This window comes from Halomonas sp. CSM-2 (genome assembly GCF_002119345.1).
In the GTDB taxonomy this organism is placed as follows: Bacteria; Pseudomonadota; Gammaproteobacteria; order Pseudomonadales; family Halomonadaceae; genus Vreelandella; species Vreelandella janggokensis.
In genome coordinates, this window is the sequence record NZ_NBYR01000021.1 from 1 (window position 1) to 23,307 (window position 23,307).

The window sequence follows — 23,307 nt, forward strand, 5'->3', positions numbered from 1 at the left end:
GCCCAGAAGCGCTGGAAGCGGATCAAGGGGTTCAACAAGCTGGAGCTGGTCGTGAACAACGTCCAGTTCAAGGACGGCGAACCCTTGACCGATCAGTCAGACAGGACTGCCGCCTGACCGGCCATACACAGAATTTGACAATAACTCCCAAACGCCAGGGCACTGGTGACCAGACAAGCAGGTACATGGCGATGACCTCGGCGAAGGTCATCAAGTGGTTATGGGCGTTGGCCGAGGTGAAGACCGGTTTGCGAACCCCACCAAAGAAGCGCTCACGCAGGTCAGCACTGCTCTCAACGTCTGGAAGTAGCGCTTCGCGGCGGTAATAAGTCGCCTCACTTGAATAGAGCTCTTGGCTGTCGGTGACAGTGGAACCTTTGAGCGTTTCGTCGAAAAGACCCAGGCGACGGATCAGCGAGTGAATAGCCACCAGCATGGGGCCTGACACGTCGTCGGCATAGACCTGGTCGCCAGTCATCAGAAGCCAGGCGGGCCAGGCCTCGGGGGACTCTCGGCGCTCTGCCAGCCAGGCATCGGCACGCGCCAGACCGTCTGGACCATCGTAGTGGGGACGGCGGCAGGAGCCATGGAGTAGACGACGATGATCGTTGGTGAGCACGAAGCAGGGGTACTTCGCTCCCTCCTGCAGCAGATGTGGCGCCCAGTCAGCAATGCCACTGTCGCCCTGCTCGGACGCAAGTTTCAGGTCATAGTCGATGCGCACGTCGCTGGGCAAAGGAGTCTTTAAGGGCACGTCTATCAAGTGAAGCCAAGCATGGCGGCCTAGTGGCAAGCGCCTCACTCGCTTGTCGTTCAGGTGCAAACGACGCGGCGGATGTCCATTCGGATGGAGCATCAAACTGAGGTCGAGGGGCCGCACACCTACCAGCCAAACCACCATGCGCTGGGGTGAGATACGTCTGAGCAATGGGCCTGCGAGAACATCTGTCAACGGTCCGTCTGTATTGAAACCTAACGTCATCTAGGCCTCCATAAAGGTTGGGGCAAGCTGGATATCTCCCTGGACACAGTACAGATGCAACGAAAAATCTGTACTCAAAACTGGACCTTTCTTCCAAGTCAGAACTGTTCTCTCTGCTTATCACGGCGATCTCTCATGCTGACCACAGACCCACTACGGTCTTATATGAAGGGCAACTCGTAATCAAACGTCCAGCAATGTCACTAGTCCGATGTCATGCGTGGCCGCTTGTTCAGCGAATCATTAATCGCATTGAGTTCTTCCTGGCTGCATACTGAGAAAGCAGTGCTCTTTAGCAGATAAAATGGTCATTGGGTTGTATATCTAGATCATCATGGAGTGGCTCTGCCTTTGCAGAAAGCTGCCCATAACAAGAGCCATGTAACACCTCTCCAAGTAGATCAGATATTGGATCTTGGTCATTGAGACCGCCGTCCCACTGAGATGGTGGAGGCTGAAATCAACTATACAGGGTTCAGAGGCAGCAGTAGGATCACATTTTTAGCGACAAGCTCTAGCCTAGCTAGTAGCGCTAGTGGAATTTACTGGTTAAATAAGGATTTAGCGCTTACCTGCGTTGAGAGCTAACCCTACTGCACAACAAGATAGGCCTAGCCTCGTTCGTCCACAACCCAGCTCATGACCTCTTCGTTACCATACTCAGCTTTCCACTCTTGAATAACCTTGTGATTCCCGCCTCGAGTTTCGACCACCTCACCTGTGTGGGGGTTCTTGTAGACCTTCAACAGCCGCTTTTTACGACCGCCTTTCGCGGCGCCCTTGGCACCTTTTTTGGGAGCATTAAGACTAGAAGGGTCTAATATTTCACACACATCACGCGCCGCTTTTCCGTATTCAGACATAAGCGCGTACAACCTTTCTTTGAACTCTAGCTCCTTCTTGAGCTCGCTATTACTTTCTAGCTGCTGCAGCTCTTCTTGAAGCTGCTTTAACATTTGCTCCTTCTTAAGGTAATCATTTAAAACTGACGGCATATGATTTACTCCAACGCTTTAATATTGTGCGTGATTTTCCTTCGTTCAATATATGATATCAACCCTGGGGTTGTATTTTTCGACCTTAGAGCTGTGATACGAAAGGCTATTTTCTTTGCGTCTTAACAAACAACGGCAAGACGCTTCAGCTACGAAGGGCATATACGTTTGCTTCAAAAGTACCTCCCCTCGCGAGCGTCATTGTTGGCGCACACGCTGGTATTCAGCACCTTCGAAATCATCCAGAGTCTCCCAGTGTTTCGACAAGTTCTCTGACACGAAGACGTGCCCTTCGATGGCATCCCAGCCTCGTCCAACACTAGGATTGGAAAGCCCATAACGGCACACCAGCCTGCTTCAATAAGGTGGTCTTTGATATGACCGTCTTCCCACTCCCATCCGATCTCTTACATGATGTGTTCGTTGGGACCACCCGGGCCGAGCGTCCCGTAAATGAAGAGGCGTTCCATAAGAAATTCCTAGCAGATGTTGGTAAGGGATGCAGTGATATCATCATGGCAAGACCAGCACGCGCTCCCTATTGAGAGGCGTTTGGGCTAACAGTCCCAGTATCAACAACTGGGAAAGCGTTCGAGTCTTTTGGATCGCGAACAGATCCTGTCGCATCGAGTGTTTGAAGGATGACAGCGACCGTCGGTCTTTGATGGAAGCTGAAAAGTCTCCTCAAATCGTCGAGATCGCCAAGGGCAGGTGAATTCGAAATTCGGTTCCGTCTTTGTCGGGAGAAACGACCTCGGCCCACCCACCATGGGCATTAGCGACTGCCTTAACGATCGCCAACCCCAGTCCGTTGCCACTCTTGCCCGATGCGTCGGGCTCACGATATTGGAAGGGGTCGAAGACTATCTCGCGTTCCTCCAGAGGGATACCAGGGCCCTGGTCGATGACCTGAATAACGGCCTTGTCACGCTGCCTGGTTAGGCTTACGTCAACCCTTCCCTGTGGCGGGGAAAAGCGTATCGCATTGGTCAACAGGTTAGCGATCAGCGTATCGAGCAAAGTGGGATTGCCCTGAACATAAAGGGCTCGATCAACGCCTTGAAAGCGAAGCCGGATATCGGCATTGGATGCATCGACCTCATCGACAATTTGCCGAACCAGATGGCCGAGGTTTAGGGGCTCTACGTCCGGTGGTGGCGCTGCCGGGTCGAGTCGAGCGAGCAGCAGCAACTGCTCGACAAGAGCCGACATATGATCGATAGAGTGTTGGGCCTTGTCGATGGCACCTTGCCGCTTGTCAACTTCCTGGCTTCGATGCGCGACCTGTAGCTGTGCCCGGCACCCTGCTAGCGGAGTGCGCAGCTCATGCCCGGCCGCAGCAGTGAAAGCGCGTTGACGAGTCAATACTTCCTTTACTTTCTTCATTAATCGGTCAAGTGTGATGATCAGTGGGCGCAGTTCGCTGGGAACCTGCGCCGGGTCGATATCCAGTGGGCTGGGTGCCAATGGATCCTGATCGGCGATGACTTTCTCAAGTCGTCGTAGAGGAGCCAAGCCTCGCCAAACCGAAAATACCGCCAGTATAGCGAAGACAGGCAGGAGCCAGATCAATGGTGAGGCAAACTCGCTGTACAGATTGTCGGCTCTGGTCGCGCCATTGGATTGCATGATCGCTACACGGCTGACGAGGCGCTGTCGGCGATCACCTAAGGTAAAAATTCGCCATTCCTGGTCTTCGATGAACTTGTCCTCGAAGCCCGGTGACGAGTCTCGGGCGGCACCCGGGAAGTCGGGTGTGGCTGCCAGAATGCCCTTGTCGAGCGAGATGATCTCGAAGCTAAGCGGTGTCTCCCACCCCATTGTCAGCGGGATCGACAGCACGACTTCTCGAGATGGCCTGATCGTCGGTGCTTGATCGCGGGATGCCCTATCAGGCTCTTGTCGAGTATAGAGATCCAATAGCAGGGTCGCGGTGGTTTTCAGGCGCTGGTCGATATCCTCGGATGCCGTATCCTTCACGGTGCTTGTGGTATTCGACCAGAGCACCACCCAGAGCGTACCCAGCAAAGCCAGCAGCCAAAGGATCAGCCGTGCATGCAAGCCGATAGAGATATGCCGGATGACTCGCGGCTTCATGGCACGACCCGATAACCAAGGCCGCGAACCGTCTCGATACGAGACGCACCAATATGCGAACGCAGCTTATGGATAAGGACATGCAGGCTGTTGCTTTCCGGCCCATCGCCCCAGCCATAGAGGCATGATTCGAGCTGTCCCTGGCTGACGACTCGACCTGGCCGCTCCAGCAACGCCTCAAGCACAACAAATTCGTAGGCCGATAGATCAACAGCCTCGTCACCGCACCAGACCATCTGATCGGCACGATCCAAAACCAGGGTGCCACATGACAGACGGTTATCCGCATGGCCGTTGGCACGACGTAACAACGCGCGCAACCGGGCTTCGAGTTCCGCCAGATCGACGGGCTTGACCACATAGTCATCGGCACCCAGATCCAGGGCGGCAATGCAATCCCGCGTGCCTTCACGGGCAGTCAATACGAGCACGGGCGTGAGATGCTGCGACCGACGCCAAGAAGCAAGGATATCAAGCCCAGAACGTCCAGGTAGGGACAAGTCCAGCACGATGGTATCAAAAGTATCGGTTGCCAACGCCTGTTCAGCCACACGACCATCGTTCAACCAATCGACGGTATGTCCGTCCTGCCGCAACCCCTCGCAGAGGCCATCGCCAAGAATTTCATCGTCTTCCACGACCAGAATTCGCATGTCGTTCACTCTTTAGAGCAGGAGTCTTCAGGATAGAACTTACCTTAGCACTCCAGAGGTGCCCTAGTCTGCCCAACATCGCACCGAACCACTCGCCTCATACTGATAATTCAGCTCAGCAAGCAAGAGATCTTTTTAGCGCTAAGGTTCGGTTAATGTCTGGCCCTGATGCTGTGCTCATGGGTTTTGAACAGGCCCATTACCGAAACGTGAAATCAATGCTTTGTTCGATTAACGTAATGGAGGTTTTTCATGAAAATGCTAAAGACTCGAATGACATTCATGCTCACCATCACAGCCGCGGCCACTATGGCACCGGCCATGGTACTCGCTGCAGAGTCGCCCTACACCAAGCCCGATGATACTTGGATCAACTTGAGCGGTACCGCAGTGGATACAGGCCCCAGCAGCTTCATTCTAGATTATGGCCAAGGCACTATCACGGTCGAGATGGATGACTGGAGCTGGTTCGAAAAAGATGGATATGGACTTATAGAGGGTGACAAGGTCACGGTCTACGGCAAAGTGGATGACGGATTAGCCGAAGCTGCCAAGATCGAGGCTGGAAGTGTCTACGTCGAGAGTCTCGGCTCCTACTTCTATGCCGACAGTGCCGATGAGGAAGATCTACTTTACAACGTCGTGACACCCATCGTTCCTGGATATACGGAGCTCACCGGCACCGTCACCAGTACCAGCGAGTTCGAGTTCACCATCGATACGGACCTCCAACAGATGACTATCGATACCACCTCATTGAGCTACGATCCACTCGATGAAAAAGGGTACCAGCAGATCAACGAAGGTGATCTCGTCACGGTAACCGGTGACCTAGATACCGACCTTATGGAAAACATGGAGCTGATGGCAGATTCTATTGTCATCCTTGATAATCAAGAACAGGATACCAACAGCTAAGTAATCCTCGTTTTTCCATTGAAATGCCCTGTCCATTGGTAGGGCATTTTTGTGTGTAACGCCAGATGGAGTAATGCATCCAACATCTCTCAGAACAACAAATTATGGCTTCTCGTCGTTGGATTTGAAACCTGCCCCTTCACTTGACCAGTATATCCAGCTTACCAAAAATGTAATCCCCGCATTTATAATAGGGGCGATAAGTAGAGTTTCTTTGGGTTACGTCAGTCCCATGGACTAGGAGCTCAAAAACAGCGCTTAACCGCGTGTCCGTTTTTAGCAGGGCAGATCAACCAGCATAGATGCATTACGTACGCACTGAGGTACTCTGAGAAATCTAGGCTAGGGCTTCCTTACGCAGCTCGGACTTGAGGCGTGCTTCGGCATACATTTTCTTCAACCGCCAACTTTCATCCTTGAGCTCTTTCATTCGTTTGATCATGGAGGTATCCATGCAGCCGAATTTGGCTCGCCAATAATGAAAGTTAGTACTGATCATGCAGTATTCACGAAAGAGTTCAGGCATAGGGGACACCACTTTCGGCCTGCTTCAGTATTGCCATGATCTGGCTATCACCTGAATCCGTGAAGCCGGCGCCGACACTTTCCCTATCACCGCCAGCGAGCACTTTTTGATCATTCGCCCCGTGCAAGTTGGCTTTCGCAAGCCCGTTATTGCCAAAACCCACCGTGCTGATCGGTGCTGACGGCCCGTTTTGTCATGCCTTTCCACCCGCCAGGCACGACATATCTGGCGATCGCGTGTCGCTTGGAACTGCTTGTGGATAGAGTGTCGCCGATTGACGGTCAGCATGGCGTTCCTCGTGGATAACGCAGTCGGCTCCGCAGCGTCTTGAGCACCGTCATGCGCCCGATATCCTGCCCGAAGTCGAGGATGATCTGCCGTGCCTTGTGAATCACGAGAGCCGCACGGTGCACCARCTCTTGTAGCACGGTGCGCAGCCGGCGCCGCTTGGCCGGGTGGCGAACCGGGCTCAGCTCGCCGGTCATGCCCAGCTGTCCCATCAGGCGCAGGATGTTGTAGGCCAACTGGGCGAGATGCAGGATCAGATCGTTGGTGGCGAACTTGCCGGACGGCAAGCGCTCCAGGTCGAGATCGGTCTTGATCTCGCTGTGAAACTGCTCATGGGTGGCATGCGCCTGGTAGCGYTTGATCACCGCCTCCGGCGCCTCGTCCAGGCTGGTCCACCAGCCTTCCAACTCATAGTCCGGTTCGAGCAGCAACTGGCCATCGCSATCGGCGGTGCGCTCTACCAGGCGCATCACGCGTTGGACGACGTATTCGGTCTTGTTGTCGTCGTGGATCGAGACGGTCTGCGWCCACAGCGCCTGGCGCTTGCCAGGACGCAGCTCTTCCCAGTAGTCCGCCGCCACCGCCAGCCAGGTATCTCGATCAGCCGTGGCCGAGCCRCGCGGGTTCCATTTGACGACATAGTCGAGCCGGCGCCCCTCGTCGGCAAAGACCTGGCGTTGCTGTTCGAGAGTAAGCGTTCATTCCAGGACGTCCTGCCACCCCGCTGAAAATCGCCCTACAGTAACCTCATATTTTCCAACACGAGGTTACCCCCATGAAAAAGCACCGTACGCCGGAACAGTGGCAGGCCCTGGTTGATCAGCAGCACGCCAGCGGCTTGTCAGCTCCGCAATTTTGTAAACAAGAGAGCATTGGCTATGCCAGCTTCTGCCACTGGCGCAAGCGTTTGTCCGGCCCCTCGGCCAAGGAGTCGGCAGGATCCGGTGACGCCAGCTTTCTGGATTTGTCATCGCTGATGGGGACGTCGCAAACCTCTGGCCCAGGCTGGAACATTGTGCTTAGCCTCGGCAACGGCGTCGAACTGCGGCTGAGCCAGAACGGATGATCGGGCTCGATAGCCAGGCGCGCATCTGGCTGTGCACCGAGCCCACCGACATGCGCAAATCGTTCCGGGGTTTGAGTGCCCTGGTCCGGAATCAGCTCCAACACGATCCACTCAGCGGTCAGTATTTCGTCTTCGTCAATCGCCGCAAGACCCAGATGAAGATGCTGTATTTTACCGCCACCGGTTATTGCCTGTGGGCCAAACGCCTGGAGCAGGGGCAGTTCCGGGTGCCGTTGTCCGCCTCCGGTCAGCGAGCCCTTACCCTGACGGATCTGCAACTGCTGATCGATGGCATCGAAGTGCAAAAATACCGCCAGTTCAAGCGTTTTCGAGGGGTATAGACGGTCAGCTTCCGGTATAATATTGGCCATGAATTCAACGGCCTTCACTCCTTCTTCTAACGCGCCTTCCTCCTCGGCTCTAGCCGAGGAGAATGCCGTGTTGCGGGAGCAGTTGGGTGCCCAGGCGGAGGCCATTCGTCAGCTGACGCATCAACTGGACTGGTTCAAGAAACAGCTGTTCGGCCCCAAATCCGAGAAGCTGGTTTATGATATTCCGGAACAGGACTGCCTGTTCCCGTCAGAGGATGCCCCGTTACCGAAGAAGCCTGCCGACGATGAACCACGTCCGGTTCGGGCTTATCAACGCGGTACCGCCAAGAAACAGCGGGACGACGACTGCCTGAACGACACCGGCCTGCGCTTCACCGCGGATGTGCCCGTAGAAGTCATCGAGCATCTACCGCCGGAGCTGACCGGTCCTGATGCCGATCAGTATGACATCATCGGCACCAAGATCACCTACCGCCTGGCCCAGCGGGCCGCCAGTTATGTGGTGCTCAAGTGCGAGCGCCCGGTGTTCCGACGCAAAGGAACCGGGAAGCCGGTGACGACGAGGGCGCCGTTCAACGTACTGGACAACAGCCTAGCCGATGTCAGCCTGCTAGCCGGGCTGTTGGTGGATAAGTTCCAGTTCCACCTGCCGTTGTATCGCCAACATCAGCGCATCCAGCAGGCCGGTGTCACCGTCAGTCGCAGCACCCTGACCCATCTGGTCAAGCGCGCCATCGACCTGCTTCGGCCGATTGTGGATGCGCAGACCGACAACGTGCTGCGCAGCCGGGTACTGGCCATGGATGAAACGCCCATCAAGGCCGGTCACCAAGGTCGGGCGGGCCCACAAAAAGGCAAGATGAAATCCGGCTGGTTCTGGCCGCTATACGGCGATGCGGACGAGGTGGTGTTCACCTACTCGAACAGCCGTGGGCGTGCCCACATCGAACAGGTCCTAAGCGAGTCGTTCAGCGGCACCCTGATCAGTGACGGCTACGCGGCCTATGCCCGCTACGCTGCCGCCCAGGAAAACGTCACCCATGCCCAGTGCTGGGTGCACGCCCGGCGTTACTTTATCGACGCCCAGAAGGATCACCCGGAGCAGGTCACCGAGGCCTTACAACAAATCGCCAACCTGTACCGGAACGAAGATAATATCCGCGCCCAGAACCTGAGTGGCGAGAAGAAACGGCAGTACCGGTTGGCTCACTCGAAGCCAGTCGTTAGCGACTTCTTCCAGTGGTGCCGGGATCACCTGGAGCAAGGCGGCCTGGTGCCCAGCGATCCACTGACCAAAGCCCTTAACTACGTGCTCAGCCGCGAAGCCAGCCTGACCGTGTTCCTGGAAGATCCCGAGGTGCAGCCAGACACCAACCACCTGGAACGGGCGCTACGCCCCATCCCAATGGGCAAGAAAAACTGGATGTTCTGCTGGACCGAACTGGGGGCGGAGCACCTGGGTATCATCCAGAGCCTGATCAGCACCTGCAAACTGCACGACCTGAATCCATATACCTACCTGGTGGACGTGTTGCAACGCATCAGTCAACACCCGGCCAGTGAGGCGGCGAATCTGACGCCGCGGCTCTGGAAAACCCGGTTCRCCGAGAACCCGTTACGGGCACTGATCGACCCACGTCATCCTGACCGACAGAACACACCACTGGAGGCCACCGTTCATGCGCATTGACGACATGAGCATCGACCAGTTGCTGGAACTGAACAGAGTCATCTGCCAACGAATCGATGAGCTGCGGGACCAGGAAAATCTGCAGGCGCTGAGCCAGTTGCGAGTGGGCCTGAAAGTGACCTTCGAGGGCCGGGAAGGACCGTTACTGGGGATCGTCACCAAGATCAACCGCAAGAGCGTGATCGTGTTAGCCGAGGACGGCACCAAACAATACAAGGTCTCGCCGGAGTTGTTAAGGCCTCTCCGCAACGTGAAGTAAGTCAACTACGTCCTGGAATGAACGCTTACCACCCGGCAGTCGTCAAAGCAGGTGGCGATCAAGAGCTGATTGGTGTTGAACAGCGCCGGGGCACCTTCGTGGTCGCCCGCCTCACCGCTGGCGAAGCGCTGGTCGCTATAGCGGCGCAGTTGGTCGATGGCCTCCGCCATCGGCTCGGCCAGATTCGGGCTCTTGCACTCGATCACCACCAGCGGGATGCCGTTCACCAGTAGTACCAGATCGGGGACGATATGCTGCTTGGCGGTGTCATGCCCCGGCGGGCACTTCACCTTGTACTGATTGATGACCGTAAACTGGTTGTTGGCGGGTACGTCCCAATCGATATAGCGGATCGAGCGCGAACGGCCGCCATCCCAGTCCGCCAAGCCATCGACCACGATGCCTTCGGTGAGCAGCTCGGTGGCCATCCGGTTGGCCTCGATCAGCCCCGGCGCGGCGATGCGCGTCAGCGCTGATACTGCCGTGCTAATGCGCTCATCGTCCAGCCATTCAGCGCGGCTGCTGTCCAACAGCGTGCGGGTATTGATCGCCCGAAGCCGCTCGCGCAGCACACCTTGCTGCACCACCTCGGCAAAGCGCTCGCGCCCGGTCGCCGCCGGGTCGTCCAGGCTGCCCTTGATATACGTCCAGCCCATCGCCTCGAGCTGCGCGATCAACGGCTGTTCGCTCAGTTGCCACTCCGGCCCCATCCGGCCTCTCCTTGTTCTGGTTAGCTGGCCTGGTGCTGTTGCTCGATCAGCTCGGTGACGCGCACCCGGCCGGTGAGCAGATCGTCCATTAGACCTGCTTTTTGTTTTTTGAGTTTTTGAAGCTCCAAGAGCTCGAAAGAAAGCCGACCCTTAATATTTCCAGCATACTTTTCTATTCTTCTCTGTTCTTGGGTTTCTGGAAGAGAAAACAAAAAATCTCTGACATCTCCCACCCGAACATGTCCCACTGTGGACCCCCCAGCCAAATCAAGGAGTCTGCGCTGAGTAAGCTCAAACATTATTGATAGATGCAGGAATTCAGGGCGAGCCTTTTGAAGATCAGGTCTATAAAGCATCATCCTTTGCCCCAAACACATTTTTGGCATAGTGGGCTCTATGATAAAGGACTCACCTATAGGTGCTTCACGAGTAATAACCACATCTCCAGCTTTTGGCTCTCCCCTAGCTGTCCAGATTTGATATGATCTTTCATCGGTATAAGTAAGGCCATCTTCTATCAGAACGCCCTGTTTAATATTCGACGTTTTTATCACTGCATAGTCATCTGGCGACTCCGGTGGAGTTCTGTTTTTACAGTCAATTATTCCTGTACAAAATTCAGATGCAGCCGAAACTCTCCACTCCTTCGGAATCCACCCCAGCGGCGACTCCTTATACAACTCCGGCGCCTGCTCGCAGGGCGGGCGAAGCTGGCCGTTTTCGTCGATGCCTCGGGTAAGCAGGTCGTGCAGCAGGCCCTGCTTGACCTGCTGCAGCTTGGCGATAATGGCCTCGGTCTGGCGGATTTGGGTGTCGAGGGTGTCGAGGATATTGGCGATGGCTGGCTGCTCATCCTCAGGAGCAATTGGGACTTCGAGCGCCAGCAAATCAGCAATTCGTATACCCTTAACGGTAGAGCCAACGGCTTTCTTTTCAGCCTCTACTTTTACCCAATGCAAAAGCCTTAATAAATAACGTTCATCCATGCCATCACGAGCAAACAGTGCTTTCAGATCTTGGTTGATAGCGATGGGAAGTGCGGTTATCGCTGCACGACCGACAGCCATACGAGAACAGATAACAACGGTATTTTCAGGAATAAGATTTGATGCGCTCGCTGACAGACCTTCTGGTGAAATATATTCTTCTGTCTCAGAAAGAGAAACTTGATCATCTTTGAAATCTTTTACAGAGGCCCATGGTATCGGGCCTTTCCAAAAGCTTTTCATCTGGCGACTCGGCGTGCCACCGCCAATATGCCGTTTCACAAGGCATCCAAGCGGCTGTTCTTCAAACATACCCCAGCCCCTCCAGATAACCAGCCAGCGTCTTCGCCGCGCTATCCCGCGCCTGCTCGATCTCGGTCAGCGTCACTTTGTACTTGTCCCACCAGTTTTCCACGGCGGCGACGACCTGCTGGCGCTGGTTGCCGATATAGCGCTCGACGATGGCGGTCATATCGTCGTGCAAAATGGTCAGCAATAGCTCGGCGGCCTGGGCGTTATCCAGCGCGTCGACCTCACCATTGAGCTCATCCGGCAGGGTGGCCCGCTTGGCCTTGAGCTTTTTGGCAAGCGTAGTACGCTGCTTTTTCCACTCCTTGATCTGTTTTTCCAGCCGAGCGCGCTCGACCTCGGAAAGCACTTCCTCGCCGGCGCTGGTGTCACTCTCATCATCGTCGTCGCTGCCGCCGGGCTTCGGCAACTGCTCCTCGGCGGCCTTGATCTGGCTGTCGAGTTCCGCCTGTTGCTGCTCCAGGGTTTGCAGTTTTTCGAGGAAGCCGCCGAGCAGGAACTTCACCAGCTTGTGTTCCAGCGGGTCCTCCTTGTCGAGCTTGTCTTCCAGCGCCGTGACGATGCTGGTGCGCCAGGCATCGACCACGCCGTGGGCATCCCGCGCCATCAGGGTAAGGAAGTCGTACTTCTGTTGGTGCCAGAAGCCCGCGATCATGCCGCTGACCTGAAAGTCGTCCAGCAGCCCTATCGGATGCAGGCTCTCGGTGAAGCTGTTGAGCAGCTCTTTCCGCAGTGCGGCGTATTCACGGTGTTGCGCCAGCGCGGTGATGCTTTGCCGGTGGCGCTGCCACCACGCCTCGAACGCCTCGCGCAGCGACTGCTCTTGCGCCAGTACCCCGGCGTTGTGCTCGACGGCGGGCTTGATATAGGCCTTGGTGGCGATAGCTTCGCGGAACAGCCAATAGCCGGCGTCACCGGGCTTGGGCGCGAACACCGCCGCCGGGTCGAGCCCCTGGGCATCGAGCAGCGGCCGTTTGGCCTCGATCTCGGCCTCGGGAATGCCGCCGACCAGATGGGCATGCACGTCGTGGGGTTCCGGCGGCGGGGCATTGTCGGCATAACGGCGGATATTGAGGTTGTAGCCGTTCTCGGCGAGCGTCTCGACGCTGACGATACTGGCAAAGCCGGGCACGTCCTGCCCCTGGCCCGCGGCGAAGGCCTCGTAGATGGCGGCGATCTTTTCGATATGCTCCGGCATCAGATGATTCTGGGCGCGGCCTTCGAAGTATTCGCGGTCGGCATTGATGAACAGCACCTTGCCCTGATTCTCCGGGTGCTTGCTGGCCACCTGATGGGCGCCAATGCTGTGGCGCTGACGCAGGATCAGAATGCAGGCGGGGATGCCGGTGCCGTAGAACAGGTTGGGCGGCAGGCCGATGACGGCTTCGAGCAGGTCGTCTTCGATGATGCCCTTGCGAATGTTTTTCTCTTCACCACCCCGAAACAGCACACCGTGGGGCATGACGGTGGCGACCATGCCGCCGTCGGCACACACCGCCAGCATATGCTGCAGGAACATCAGGTCGGCTTTCTTCGAGCCCAGCGGCACCTCTCCGTACTTGAAACGTTCACTACGCAGCTCAGGCTGAAATACCGGCTGGCCGCTGTCGTCCGTGTCCTTGCTTCCGAAGTTATAGGAGAACGGCGGATTGGTCAGAACGCGGTCGAAGCGCTGCAATTCGCCGTTTTTCACGTGGCGAGGGTGTTCCAGCGTGTCCTCGTTTTCCAGGCTCGATGACGTGATGCCATGCAGCAGCATGTTCATCTTGGCGATCGACCACACGGTACCGGCGTTCTCCTGGCCGTAGCAATCCAAACGGTAGCCCTCAACGCCGTGCTCGTCGACCCACTCTTTTGAAGCGATCAGCATGCCGCCGGAACCACAGCAGGGGTCGTAAACGCGGTGGTTCTGCTGCGGGTTTAGTAGCCGCACCATCATGCGCACCACCGAGCGGGGTGTATAAAATTCGCCGCCTTTCTTGCCCGCCGAGTCGGCAAATTCGCCGATCAGGTATTCATAGGCTGCGCCCAGCAGGTCGGGGAACTCGAAATCCCGGTCGCGCAGCCGGTGGTTATTGAAGTGGTTGATCAGTGAACGCAGCTTGGCATCGGAGATCTTGCTCTGGCCGACCTTGCGGTTGAAGTCGATATGCTCCAGCACGTCCTGCAGGCTGGTGTTGCCCTGCTCCAGGCCACCGAGGGCGGTGTTGAGAAAATCGCCCACGTTCTTGTGGGCTTCGTTGAGCAGATAGCGCCAGCGCGAGGTTTCCGGCACGTAGAAGCTTGTTTTGTACCAGATGCGATTCTCGGCGATCTGGGTCGCATCCGCCTCGGTCTTGCCCTTGGCCATCTGCTCCTTGACGACCTGCGCATAGCGCTCGTCGAACACGTCCGAGCAGCGCTTCAGGAACAGCATCCCGAAGATGTACTCCTTGAACTCGGAAGCATCCATCTTGCCGCGCAGGATATCGGCGGCGCTAAAGAGATGGCGCTCAAGCTGGGGAAGGGTCAGGGGCATTACGCTATTCCTTGGTAATTCAATAGACTTAATCTCATGAGCGGAGTCTAAAGAACGAAATTTAAATACTAAGTAGTCTAACGAATCACAGGCGACCAAGGAAAAAATCAAGCAGGGACAGCGCGTAACATCCAAGGGTGTCTGGTTCAGAATTTCGCCATTTCTCATCTTCAAACAGCTATCTTTAACTGGACAATAAACCTTTGTTCTCCCGCCACGCTTGATTCAATCGCTGGGTGATCAGCTTGACCGTGCTGGCTTTCACACCAAGGTCTTTTGCCACAGCCGGGAAGGTGCCAATAACGTCCGCGATCTTCTGAACGTGCGGCTGAGCCTGTTTCCAGTTGGCAAAGCCTGCATGGGTGGCGAGCTGTTGGATGGCTTTTAGCGAAGGCTGCTTGCCAAAGCCCATATAGGCAGTGGCGTGTACTGCAAAAGGGTGGGGGCTAAAGGTCACATCATAAAACGGTGCTGGTTTCCATTGGCCGTGATCATCCTGCAGAAACGCCCAGTTTTTACTGTGGTCGTCCTGGTTGCAGGCAAATAAGTTGAACAGTGCGCGTCGGAATTGCAGTTGGCCTACGGCGGGGGATTGACACAGCTGGCGACTTGCCTTGATCAGGTCGGTGTAATCAAGGCTAGGGGTTCGGAAATCGGCATCCAGCAGCCCGCAGGCGCTGTGCATATGGAGGCGCCCCGCAGGGTTTGTCTGATGGATCCAATCAAACCGTTTGATGGCAAGCCAGGCGCGCTCACCCTGTGGCGTAGGTATGCGTAGTAACTGCCATTCGGGCGGCTCAAGGCCTGCTGTTTTAGCCATTTCCAGGTATGCCGCTTCGCATAGCCCCTCTTCATGACCCAGTGGCAAGTGTTGAGAGGTAAACTTGACCAGCCAGGCGTCATCCTCTGGCTGGGCATAGGTTCGGCACTTTTTCGATTGGCCAGGCGGCATGAAAAGCTGTGCCTTCGGCCTTGCCCCGCCGGCGCTACCCGCTGCGACCAAGGCGCTGAGCACATCTTCCGTTTGCCCATCAAAAACGGCCTGTGCCTGGAGGCCGAGTGTCGCCAGGTCTTCGTTATCGCTCTGTGTCGGCGCTGCCTCCGATGCTGGCTCAAAGGTCAGTGCACCGATGCCGCGCTGGCCAACAAATGCCAGCCGGTCCATCGCCGTCAGCTGCGTAGGTGCTATGCCATGCTGACGAAAGACGCGATCTTGTAGCAGCAGTCCCCAGCCGTCGGGTAAACAGTCGCCAAATACGCCATGAAGCCCTTGATGCGGCGCTCTAGGGGCGGGTTGAAGCATCAGGCCGTGCTGTAACGTAAAAGGCGATAGATTGCCATGTTGTTCTAGATAGCCTTCCGCGTACTGAAAGAATACCCCTTGGCGGTTTTGTGCCAATACGCCAGCCGCGACCTGTTCACCGGTTGATAGCGTGCGCGTCACGTTCAGCCGTTGCGTCGGCTTAAAGGTCATCTCTGAGTACCTCATCAATTGAAGAAGGTATCTTTGTGTTGAATGCGTCGTGATGGGTCAGCGCGTATAGCCGCGCCAAGTCGTCCAGGCTTTGCCATAGCAACAGCAGCTGGCGAAACGAGATTTGCCCGGTGAGCTCAAATTTTTTGATGGTGGGGGCGGGCACACTGCTGCGCTGCGCCAGTGACGCCCGGGATATCTTGGCCTTTTCGCGTAACCGACGCAGGTGAGCAGCAAAGGCTTGCTGTACATCGGTATCGTCTAACAGCAGAAAACGGTGCATAAACTAACATCCTTGGAATGGATATCTATGTATCCATTATAGCTGTTTCTGGCTTTTTTTGGATATTATTGTATCTATTATTTTGTTAATTATCGTACTGCAGTCTGCTGCTGAAGTTGTTCAGTTGGCCCCTTTCCCAACCACCCCGCTCACAGCCCCAGCAATTCCCCAACCGGCAAATGGCTTGTCGCCTTCATTTCCCGCAGGGAGATATTGGAGCGGATGCTCGATACTCCCGGCAGCTGGCGTAGCACCTTTTCCACGAAGCGGCTGTAGTCATCGAGGTCCTGGGCGATGACCTGCAAGAGGAAGTCCGCCTCGCCGGTGGTGTTATGGCAACTGAGCACCCGGGGGCTGGCCTGGATAATGCGTTCGAACTCCGCGGTGGCCGCCTCGCTGTGCTGCGTACAGGTGATCTGCACAAAGGCCAGCACGTTGCCGCCAAGCTTTCGACGGTTCAGCGTGGCTTGATAGCCTTCGATCATGCCCAATTCTTCCAGGCGTTTATGACGCCGCCAGCAGGTGGCTTCACTCATTCCCAGCCGCTCGGCCAGCTTGGCGATGGATAGCCGACCATCGGCTTGAAGGCTATCGATTAGTTGGGCGTCTATTTTGTCCAGTCGACTCATTTGAAAATCTCTTTCAGATTTATGCGTTTAAAAGAAAGAATGATTCAAAATTAGTCTGTGTGTCCATCCATCAGAAAAGTAATTTCAGGGGCGGTTGGTTATAGTAAAACAATGGATACCGCGCAGGAGTCGTTTATGAAAGCCGTTGTTTTTGAGCAGTTTTCCGCCCCTCCCCATATACAGCAGTTGCCAGATCCGGCGCCAGAATCGCATGGCGTGGTGGTAAAGGTAATGGCGAACGGGGTATGCCGCAGCGACTGGCATGGCTGGGTGGGGCACGATACCGATATCCAGCTCCCTCATGTGCCGGGGCACGAGCTGGCAGGCGTTGTCGAAGCGGTTGGCAAGGACGTCAAACAGTGGCGCATTGGCGATCGCGTCACGGTGCCGTTCGTCGGTGGTTGTGGCAGCTGCCCTGAGTGCCACGCCGGGAACCATCAGGTGTGCGATAGTCAGTTCCAACCCGGCTTCACGCACTGGGGATCCTTTGCCGAGTATGTGAGTATTCACTACGCTGATGTCAACTTGGTCGCGCTACCCGAAACGCTCGACTTTGCCACGGCAGCCAGCCTGGGCTGTCGGTTCGTCACCTCGTTTCGGGCGGTGGTCGATCAGGGTCAAACCTCGGCCGGGCAGTGGGTGGCGGTTCATGGCTGCGGGGGTGTGGGTCTATCCGCCGTGATGATTGCCAACGCCATCGGCGCTAACGTTGTCGCTATCGATATTTCGGAAAAAGCGCTTGCTCTGGCCCGCCAATTGGGCGCGACTGCCACCGTGAATGCCGCCAAGGTGGCCAATGTGGTAGAGGCGGTGGCGGACATAACCCGGGGAGGTGCTCACGTGTCGCTGGATGCGTTAGGGCACCCGACCACCTGCTTTAACTCTATCAGCAACCTGCGTAAACGGGGCAAGCATATTCAGGTCGGGCTGATGTTGGCGGAGAACAGCACACCGGCTATTCCCATGAGCCAGGTGATTGCCAACGAGCTTGAAATACTCGGCAGTCACGGCATGCAGGCGCATCGTTACGGCGCCATGCTGGCGATGATCCAGTCTGGCAAGCTGGCGCCTGAGCAACTTATCGGCAGGCGCATCACCCTCGAGCAGTCCATTGAGGCGCTGATGAACATGGATAAGTTTGAAGGGGCGGGCGTGACGGTAGTGACGGCGTTTTGAGAAAGCGTGCTTAGGCGTTGCGGCTGATGAGGAAGCTATCCTTGCGTTGAATGGGGCTGGCTGGGTCAGCGCGTATCGCCGCGCCAAGTCGTTTAGGCTTTGCCATGGCAAATGCCTGCCGCGTCTTGAATCGGGAAGGTTGGTGAATATCACATGCCTATTGCCGTTAGCTTGGCCAATGCTTCATCAATGATTGAAGGACAATCCCCATGCCCACCCTTCGCCACATAATACTAACCCTACTCCTTGCCATAGTGGGCGCGCTGCCGCTCGGTGTTCAGGCAAACGAGGCCATCTGGCAGTCGCTCGAAGAAGGCGGTCTGGTGATGCTGATGCGCCATGCGCTGGCGCCGGGCATCGGCGACCCGCCCGGGTTCGAACGTGGCCGCTGCGAGACCCAGCGCAACCTGTCTGGGGAGGGGCGTGCCCAGGCGCGGGCGATTGGCGAGGCGTTTCGCGAGCGGGATATTCCCATCGGTGCGGTGTACGCGTCGCGCTGGTGTCGGGCGCTGGATACCGCCGAGCTCATGGAGATTGGCGACGTCGAGCCTGCGCCGTGGCTGGACTCGTTCTTTCGCGGACGCGGTGATCGGGACGTCATCACCCAAGCTGCTCTTGAGCAGATAGCCGCCTGGGAAAAGTCAGGCAACATGCTGCTGGTAACCCATCAGGTGAATATCTCGGCGCTGACCGGCCGCGGCGTGGGGTCAGGCGAGATGGTGGTGGTGCGCCCGACCGCGGATGGGCTGGAGGTGGTGGGCCGACTGGACGTTCGCGCGCCGTAGCCGGTTTCTACCAATTTCCTTCAATGAATCGGGCCAAATTATTCGCTCCTCATGGGCGCGCTGGGGTTTTACGCTGGGGGATATCGATAAGGAGTTAGCTATGTCATCCGATAAGACCCCCACAACGCGTCATGTCATCGCCCAGCACCCGGCCAGGCGCGACGATATCGGCGATCTGGTCACCCGGCGGCCCTTGCCGGGACCGCAGCTCGAGCAGCTCGATCCGTTTCTGTTTCTTAACCACCACGGCCCCCAGACGTATCCGGCCCATAACCAGGGCCTGCCGTTCGGCCCACACCCGCACCGGGGCTTCGAGACGGTCACCTTTATTCTGGAAGGCTCGCTGGCCCACGCGGACAGCACTAGCCATCAAAGCGTGATCCATGCGGGCGGCGTGCAGTGGATGACGGCGGGCAGCGGCATCGTGCATGCGGAAGTATCGCCGCCCGAGTTCATGCGCGAGGGCGGTCCGCTGGAGATCCTCCAGCTGTGGGTCAACCTGCCGTCGCGGCTGAAGATGAGCGAGCCGCGCTACGTCGGCCTGCAGCAGCCGGACATACCGGCCATCGCGTTGCCGGGCGGCGGCGAGCTGAACCTGATCGCCGGGCAGTGGCAGACGCACACAGGCCCCATCGACACGCTGACCGGCGTTTTCATGTCCACGCTGTGGCTGTCGGCCGGTGGCCACGAACGGTTACCCGTGGCGCCGGGGCGGCAGGTATTTCTTTACGTGGTAAGCGGCGAGGTCACGGTGGGCGGCGCCGCCGTCAAGCCGCACCACCTGATCGAAGTGGATCGCGATGGTGACAGCCTCGATATCGACGCCGACAGCGACGCGCGCCTGCTGTTTGGCCACGGCGAGGTGATCGACGAACCGGTGGTGTCCCACGGGCCTTTTGTGATGTCGAGCCGTGAAGAGATCGTTCAGGCGGTGGAGGACTACCAGAACGGCAAATTTGGCGGCCTCGATGCCTGACAGCCGCGTCAGCAGCACGAACGGCGTTTGGCGCTCCAATCCGCTTCGGGCGGACGCACGCCGTGGTTGCCTCGATAGTCGGGCGGCATCGGCGGCGACCAGCCTTCTAGCAGCGAGTCATCGAGCGCGTAGATCTCGATGCCGATGGGATGGCAGGTGGCCAGCAGGTCGTCATCGGTGGCATCGCTGCCCCACAAATCCACCGAGAGATCGCCGCCTGGGCAGCACGAGAGTGCGCAAAGCAAGTCAATCTCTGCAAACAGTTCCAGGTAGTCGCCTTCCTGCGCCGGGCAGGCTTTCATGAAGTACTGGTCCTGTTCGTTCAGGCCGGTGCACTGGAAGACGTTGAGCACGTCGTGGATATCGAATTCGGTGAGACCGAACGGTGCCACGGCCCGGGTCAGGTTGGAGTGGCAGTGGAAGTCGAAATCCTCACCGGTCAGCAAATGGTTCACGTAGGGGTCGCAGCGCGTCCCTAGTAGATCGTGAACACGCCCGCCGTCCTCGTCGACACCGTAATGCTCGAGCGTGTCGGCGGTGATGGTGGCCATGGGCCGCAGATAGGGCAGGGTCGACCATAGACGGTCTTGGACGCTGACGTGGGCGCGCTGCAGTTGGCGAGTGCGCGAGGCCCAGAAGCGCTCGCGGGGATTATGCAGCGACCAGAGGTTGAAATCGCCCACCTGAGGGCCCTGGCGGGTACAGATGCGCATCACGTGACCGGCGGGCACTTTCCAGGCACGCGCGTCGCGAATCGGCACCTCCAGCGTTTCTACCAGCCTTCGCTGGTCCGTGGCGTTGGCAATACGGTTGTAAAACGCCGGGTCAACGCTCAGGGGAGATCCAGGTTTGGCGCGGTAGGCGGGGGCTGGGTTGGCCATGGTGAGTGACTCCTTGGGATGGCGATAAAGTGAGCACCGGGTGCTCAGCGGCGGCGTCCCTACAGCGGTTCGCCACGATAGTAGTGCCACAGGAACAGCGAGCCCACGCTGCGCCAGGGCGACCAGTGTTCGACCAGCTGGCGCGCCTGCCTGGGCGTGGGTTTGTCGTCCATGCCTTTCAAGCGACCCAGCGCCACGCGCAGGGCGAGGTCGTCGGCGGGGAAGATGTCCAGGCGTTTGAGCGAAAACATCAGGTAGATCTCGGCGCTCCAGCGGCCAAAGCCGCGCAGCTGGGTGATGGCGGCAATCGCCTCGTCGTCGCTGAGCGCGGCGAGACCATCGGCGCTGAACGTTCCGGCCAGTTCCGCCTCGGCCAGCCCCTTGGCGTATTCGATCTTGCGCCAGGAGAGCCCGGCATCGCGCAGCGCCTGCCCCTCCACGTCCATCACGGCCTGGGCATGCAGTTCGGGCAGCAGCGTGTTGACGCGGCCCATGATGGCGCGGGCGGCCTCGGTGGAAAGCTGTTGGCTGACGATGGTACTGAAAAACGTCGCAAAGCCCTGATCGCGCTGGCGTGGGGCAGGGGCGCCCACCAGTGGGTAAGCGCGGCCGATGTCCGTGTCGGCGCTGGCCAGTACCTGCATGGCCTCTTTGATGGTGTCGGGCGTCATGGCAACCTCGCGCGGCTTGATTGTGCCGTATTGTGGGCAGACTCGTCGTCAAAGCTCAAATCATGGTCGGGTGGTTGACTAACCATAGGCCATTTCTTCGCGCGCTAATTTTTTTGCCGCGTTATATTTATACTTTCGTCTAGTCCTGCGATCATTCCACTCTAAAGGCCGTTTTGTCAGCGGGTGCCGAGGTACCCGGGGGAGTGTTATGCAGGCATCGTCATCGGGGCTGGCGCGAAATCCGCGGCTGGCCGAATTTGTATTGGCGCTGGGTGGCTTTGGTATCGGCACCAGCGAGTTCGTGATCATGGGACTGATGAACCGTGTGGCGGGAGACCTGGCGGTCAGCGTGCCCCAGGTGGGCTACGCCATCAGCAGCTACGCGCTGGGCGTGGTGGTCGGCGCGCCGCTGATCTCAGCGCTGGCGGCACGCGTCCCCAAGCGCGCGCTGCTGATCGCACTGATGCTGGTATTTGCGCTGGGCAATATTGCCAGCGCCCTGGCCCCGGGGTTCTGGTCGTTTGTGGGCCTGCGCTTTATCGCCGGGCTTCCCCATGGCGCCTACTTTGGCGTGGCGGCGCTGGTTGCCGCCGGGGCGGTGCCGGTCGACCAGCGCGCGCGGGCCATTGCCCGGGTGATGATGGGCCTGACGGTGGCGATCCTGATCGGTGCGCCTCTGGGCACCTGGGCGGGCAATCTGTTTGGCTGGCAGGTGGCCTTCGGGGCGGTGGGCGGCATTGCGCTGATCACCGCGTTGTTGATTCGCCTGTGGGTGCCGGTGCAGCCGTTCGATGCCCATGCGAGCCCGCTTCGCGAGCTCTCGGCGCTGGTCAAGCAGCGCGTGCTGGTCACGGTGGCCATTGCGTGCATCGGCTGCGGCGGCATGTTCGCAATTTTCAGCTACGTGATGCCGACCCTGACGCATCAGGCGGGCATGAGCGAGGCGCTTGGACCGCTGGTGCTGGTGATTTTCGGGTTGGGCTCGATTGCCGGCAACCTGGTTGGCGGCCGCGCGGCGGATAAAAATCTGATGCGGACGATTCCTGCCACCCTGGTGTGGTGCGCGGTGATTCAGGGGCTTTTCTACTTTGCGGCCGACAATGTGTGGACCGGGCTGCTGTTCGTGGGGCTGGTGGGCTCCAGCATGGCGCTTGCCCCGGCGCTCCAGACCCGATTGATGGATGTCGCCGAAGACGCCCAGACCATGGCGGCATCGCTCAACCATGCGGCGTTCAACGGCGCCAACGCATTGGGCGCATGGCTTGCCGGGCTTGTGATCAGCGCGGGTTTCAGCTGGTCTAGCACCGGTCTGGTGGGGACCGGGCTGGCGCTGTGCGGGCTGGTGCTGTTTGCGGCCGGGCGATGGCTGGAGAAACGTTATCCCCCGGCCCGCCTGGCGGACGCCACCTAACGGCAGAGGCGAAAGCCGCGCATCCCGAAATGAAAGTGGTCGGCGTGGGCGGCGTTGTAGTCTGGGCCCAGTGTGTTGCCAAAGAAGTCGCAGGCATCATCGCGTATGTCGCGCAGAAACGCCCCCGCTGGCCCACCGTTGCCCCAGTCCTCAAGCAGGGTAATACGCTCACCGTTGGCGAGGCGAAAGCCGGTTACATCCAGCGCCTCGGCAGTAGCATGCTCGCTGCGTCGTCCGCTTTCGCGACCGTACACATTGCGGCAGGCAAAACTTCCCACATGGTCGACTTGGCGTACCCGGGTGCCGAGAAGGGTCTCGGCGCTGGGTTGCAGCGCGTGGCGCTCGAACATTACCCAGGCAAGCGCCAAGGGGCAGCTGGCTACAAACGATTGGTTGAAGGCGACGCTGCTGGCTTCAAGGCGCACCACGTTCTCAAGCGGGCAGCTATCGACGGGGGTGTAGTCGGCCAGAGGGGAATAGTGCAGCGCATCATCCGGCACGCTGTCCAGTGCGGCCAGGCAGCCGTCACGGTCATGTTCCAGGCGGCTCAGTTTTAGCGACGTGACCGGTGTTATCGGGTCGTCGACGTATAGCGGTGCCCACGGTGACCAGTGGCGGGGAATGTCGATGACGCCCTTTTGCAGGGCAACGGCTAACGCGATCAGTGCCAGTATCAGCCAGCTACTTCGCAT

Annotated in this window: 22 protein-coding genes and 2 pseudogenes; 9 read left to right on the forward strand and 15 right to left on the reverse strand. The window is 58.0% G+C overall.

The window, feature by feature from the left end; genetic code table 11:
• Positions 1-67 precede the first annotated feature (67 nt).
• From B7L15_RS16325 to B7L15_RS16345, 4 genes are all read right to left on the reverse strand, one after another.
• Positions 68-982, reverse strand: a complete 915-nt coding sequence (locus B7L15_RS16325) for a hypothetical protein (protein ID WP_369596870.1) — start codon at positions 980-982, stop codon at positions 68-70.
• 611 nt (positions 983-1,593) lie between these two features.
• Positions 1,594-1,977, reverse strand: a complete 384-nt coding sequence (locus B7L15_RS16330; protein ID WP_085919994.1) for a histone-like nucleoid-structuring protein, MvaT/MvaU family — start codon at positions 1,975-1,977, stop codon at positions 1,594-1,596.
• Positions 1,978-2,661: 684 nt separating this feature from the next.
• Entirely contained in the window at positions 2,662-4,074 is a 1,413-nt protein-coding gene (locus tag B7L15_RS16340; protein WP_085919995.1) for a sensor histidine kinase, read from the reverse strand.
• Positions 4,071-4,727 carry a response regulator gene (locus B7L15_RS16345; RefSeq protein WP_085919996.1) on the reverse strand — a complete coding sequence of 219 codons (657 nt, stop codon included), beginning with the start codon at positions 4,725-4,727 and terminating at the stop codon, positions 4,071-4,073. Before B7L15_RS16345 ends, B7L15_RS16340 begins: the two co-directional genes overlap by 4 nt.
• Positions 4,728-4,979: 252 nt before the next feature.
• Between B7L15_RS16345 and B7L15_RS16350 the strand changes: the two genes are divergently transcribed.
• Positions 4,980-5,645: a DUF5666 domain-containing protein gene (locus tag B7L15_RS16350; RefSeq protein WP_085919997.1), complete on the forward strand. Its 666-nt coding sequence runs from the start codon at positions 4,980-4,982 to the stop codon at positions 5,643-5,645.
• A 340-nt stretch (positions 5,646-5,985) separates the two neighbouring features.
• Here the strand turns inward: B7L15_RS16350 and B7L15_RS16355 are convergent.
• Together B7L15_RS16355 and B7L15_RS16360 are read right to left on the reverse strand one after the other, a co-directional pair.
• A pseudogene (locus B7L15_RS16355) lies at positions 5,986-6,208 on the reverse strand (IS3 family transposase); the annotation flags it as partial.
• Between the two features lie 244 nt (positions 6,209-6,452).
• Positions 6,453-7,148: pseudogene (locus B7L15_RS16360) on the reverse strand (transposase); the annotation flags it as partial.
• Positions 7,149-7,234: 86 nt separating this feature from the next.
• On the opposite strand from B7L15_RS16360, the gene tnpA reads away from it, so the two are divergent.
• Genes tnpA through B7L15_RS16380 form a run of 4 tightly spaced genes read left to right on the forward strand, consistent with a single transcriptional unit; the run spans position 7,235 to position 9,806 of the window.
• The gene (gene tnpA, locus B7L15_RS16365) at positions 7,235-7,525 is read left to right on the forward strand and encodes an IS66 family insertion sequence element accessory protein TnpA (protein WP_085918256.1); all 291 of its coding nucleotides are present in this window, start codon (positions 7,235-7,237) and stop codon (positions 7,523-7,525) included.
• Positions 7,522-7,866 carry an IS66 family insertion sequence element accessory protein TnpB gene (gene tnpB, locus B7L15_RS16370; protein WP_085918257.1) on the forward strand — a complete coding sequence of 115 codons (345 nt, stop codon included), beginning with the start codon at positions 7,522-7,524 and terminating at the stop codon, positions 7,864-7,866. Before tnpA ends, tnpB begins: the two co-directional genes overlap by 4 nt.
• Positions 7,867-7,894: 28 nt before the next feature.
• Positions 7,895-9,547: an IS66 family transposase gene (gene tnpC, locus B7L15_RS16375; protein WP_176243714.1), complete on the forward strand. Its 1,653-nt coding sequence runs from the start codon at positions 7,895-7,897 to the stop codon at positions 9,545-9,547.
• Positions 9,537-9,806: a hypothetical protein gene (locus tag B7L15_RS16380; RefSeq protein WP_085919999.1), complete on the forward strand. Its 270-nt coding sequence runs from the start codon at positions 9,537-9,539 to the stop codon at positions 9,804-9,806. Before tnpC ends, B7L15_RS16380 begins: the two co-directional genes overlap by 11 nt.
• 5 nt (positions 9,807-9,811) lie before the next feature.
• Here B7L15_RS16380 and B7L15_RS16385 read toward each other — a convergent pair whose 3' ends face one another.
• The 6 genes from B7L15_RS16385 to B7L15_RS16410 all read right to left on the reverse strand — a co-directional run bounded on the left by B7L15_RS16385 (position 9,812) and on the right by B7L15_RS16410 (position 16,715).
• Positions 9,812-10,516: a type I restriction endonuclease gene (locus B7L15_RS16385; protein ID WP_085920000.1), complete on the reverse strand. Its 705-nt coding sequence runs from the start codon at positions 10,514-10,516 to the stop codon at positions 9,812-9,814.
• Positions 10,517-10,536: 20 nt separating this feature from the next.
• Positions 10,537-11,814, reverse strand: coding sequence for a restriction endonuclease subunit S (locus tag B7L15_RS16390; protein WP_085920001.1), 1,278 nt, complete (start codon positions 11,812-11,814; stop codon positions 10,537-10,539).
• Positions 11,807-14,329 carry an HsdM family class I SAM-dependent methyltransferase gene (locus tag B7L15_RS16395; RefSeq protein ID WP_085920002.1) on the reverse strand — a complete coding sequence of 841 codons (2,523 nt, stop codon included), beginning with the start codon at positions 14,327-14,329 and terminating at the stop codon, positions 11,807-11,809. Before B7L15_RS16395 ends, B7L15_RS16390 begins: the two co-directional genes overlap by 8 nt.
• A gap of 184 nt (positions 14,330-14,513) precedes the next feature.
• Positions 14,514-15,803: a type II toxin-antitoxin system HipA family toxin gene (locus B7L15_RS16400; RefSeq protein WP_085920003.1), complete on the reverse strand. Its 1,290-nt coding sequence runs from the start codon at positions 15,801-15,803 to the stop codon at positions 14,514-14,516.
• Complete coding sequence (locus B7L15_RS16405; RefSeq protein WP_085920004.1) at positions 15,793-16,086, reverse strand: helix-turn-helix domain-containing protein; 294 nt, start codon at positions 16,084-16,086, stop codon at positions 15,793-15,795. Before B7L15_RS16405 ends, B7L15_RS16400 begins: the two co-directional genes overlap by 11 nt.
• Positions 16,087-16,235: 149 nt before the next feature.
• Entirely contained in the window at positions 16,236-16,715 is a 480-nt protein-coding gene (locus tag B7L15_RS16410) for an Lrp/AsnC family transcriptional regulator (protein WP_085920005.1), read from the reverse strand.
• Between the two features lie 135 nt (positions 16,716-16,850).
• On the opposite strand from B7L15_RS16410, the gene B7L15_RS16415 reads away from it, so the two are divergent.
• From B7L15_RS16415 to B7L15_RS16425, 3 genes are all read left to right on the forward strand, one after another.
• A complete protein-coding gene (locus B7L15_RS16415; protein WP_085920006.1) occupies positions 16,851-17,891 on the forward strand; it encodes a zinc-dependent alcohol dehydrogenase family protein in 1,041 nt (346 codons plus the stop codon).
• Positions 17,892-18,100: 209 nt separating this feature from the next.
• A complete protein-coding gene (locus B7L15_RS16420) occupies positions 18,101-18,676 on the forward strand; it encodes a histidine phosphatase family protein (RefSeq protein WP_085920007.1) in 576 nt (191 codons plus the stop codon).
• Between the two features lie 100 nt (positions 18,677-18,776).
• A complete protein-coding gene (locus tag B7L15_RS16425) occupies positions 18,777-19,652 on the forward strand; it encodes a pirin family protein (protein WP_085920008.1) in 876 nt (291 codons plus the stop codon).
• Positions 19,653-19,660: 8 nt separating this feature from the next.
• Here the strand turns inward: B7L15_RS16425 and B7L15_RS16430 are convergent, their stop codons facing one another.
• Complete coding sequence (locus B7L15_RS16430) at positions 19,661-20,533, reverse strand: urea carboxylase-associated family protein (protein ID WP_085920009.1); 873 nt, start codon at positions 20,531-20,533, stop codon at positions 19,661-19,663.
• A 59-nt stretch (positions 20,534-20,592) separates the two neighbouring features.
• The gene (locus B7L15_RS16435) at positions 20,593-21,204 is read right to left on the reverse strand and encodes a DNA-3-methyladenine glycosylase family protein (RefSeq protein WP_085920010.1); all 612 of its coding nucleotides are present in this window, start codon (positions 21,202-21,204) and stop codon (positions 20,593-20,595) included.
• A 208-nt stretch (positions 21,205-21,412) separates the two neighbouring features.
• Here B7L15_RS16435 and B7L15_RS16440 point away from each other — a divergent pair, with 208 nt between their 5' ends.
• Positions 21,413-22,615 carry an MFS transporter gene (locus B7L15_RS16440; protein WP_085920011.1) on the forward strand — a complete coding sequence of 401 codons (1,203 nt, stop codon included), beginning with the start codon at positions 21,413-21,415 and terminating at the stop codon, positions 22,613-22,615.
• Here the strand turns inward: B7L15_RS16440 and B7L15_RS16445 are convergent.
• Entirely contained in the window at positions 22,612-23,307 is a 696-nt protein-coding gene (locus B7L15_RS16445) for an extensin-like domain-containing protein (RefSeq protein WP_085920012.1), read from the reverse strand. The two genes, B7L15_RS16440 and B7L15_RS16445, sit on opposite strands and share 4 nt — an antisense overlap.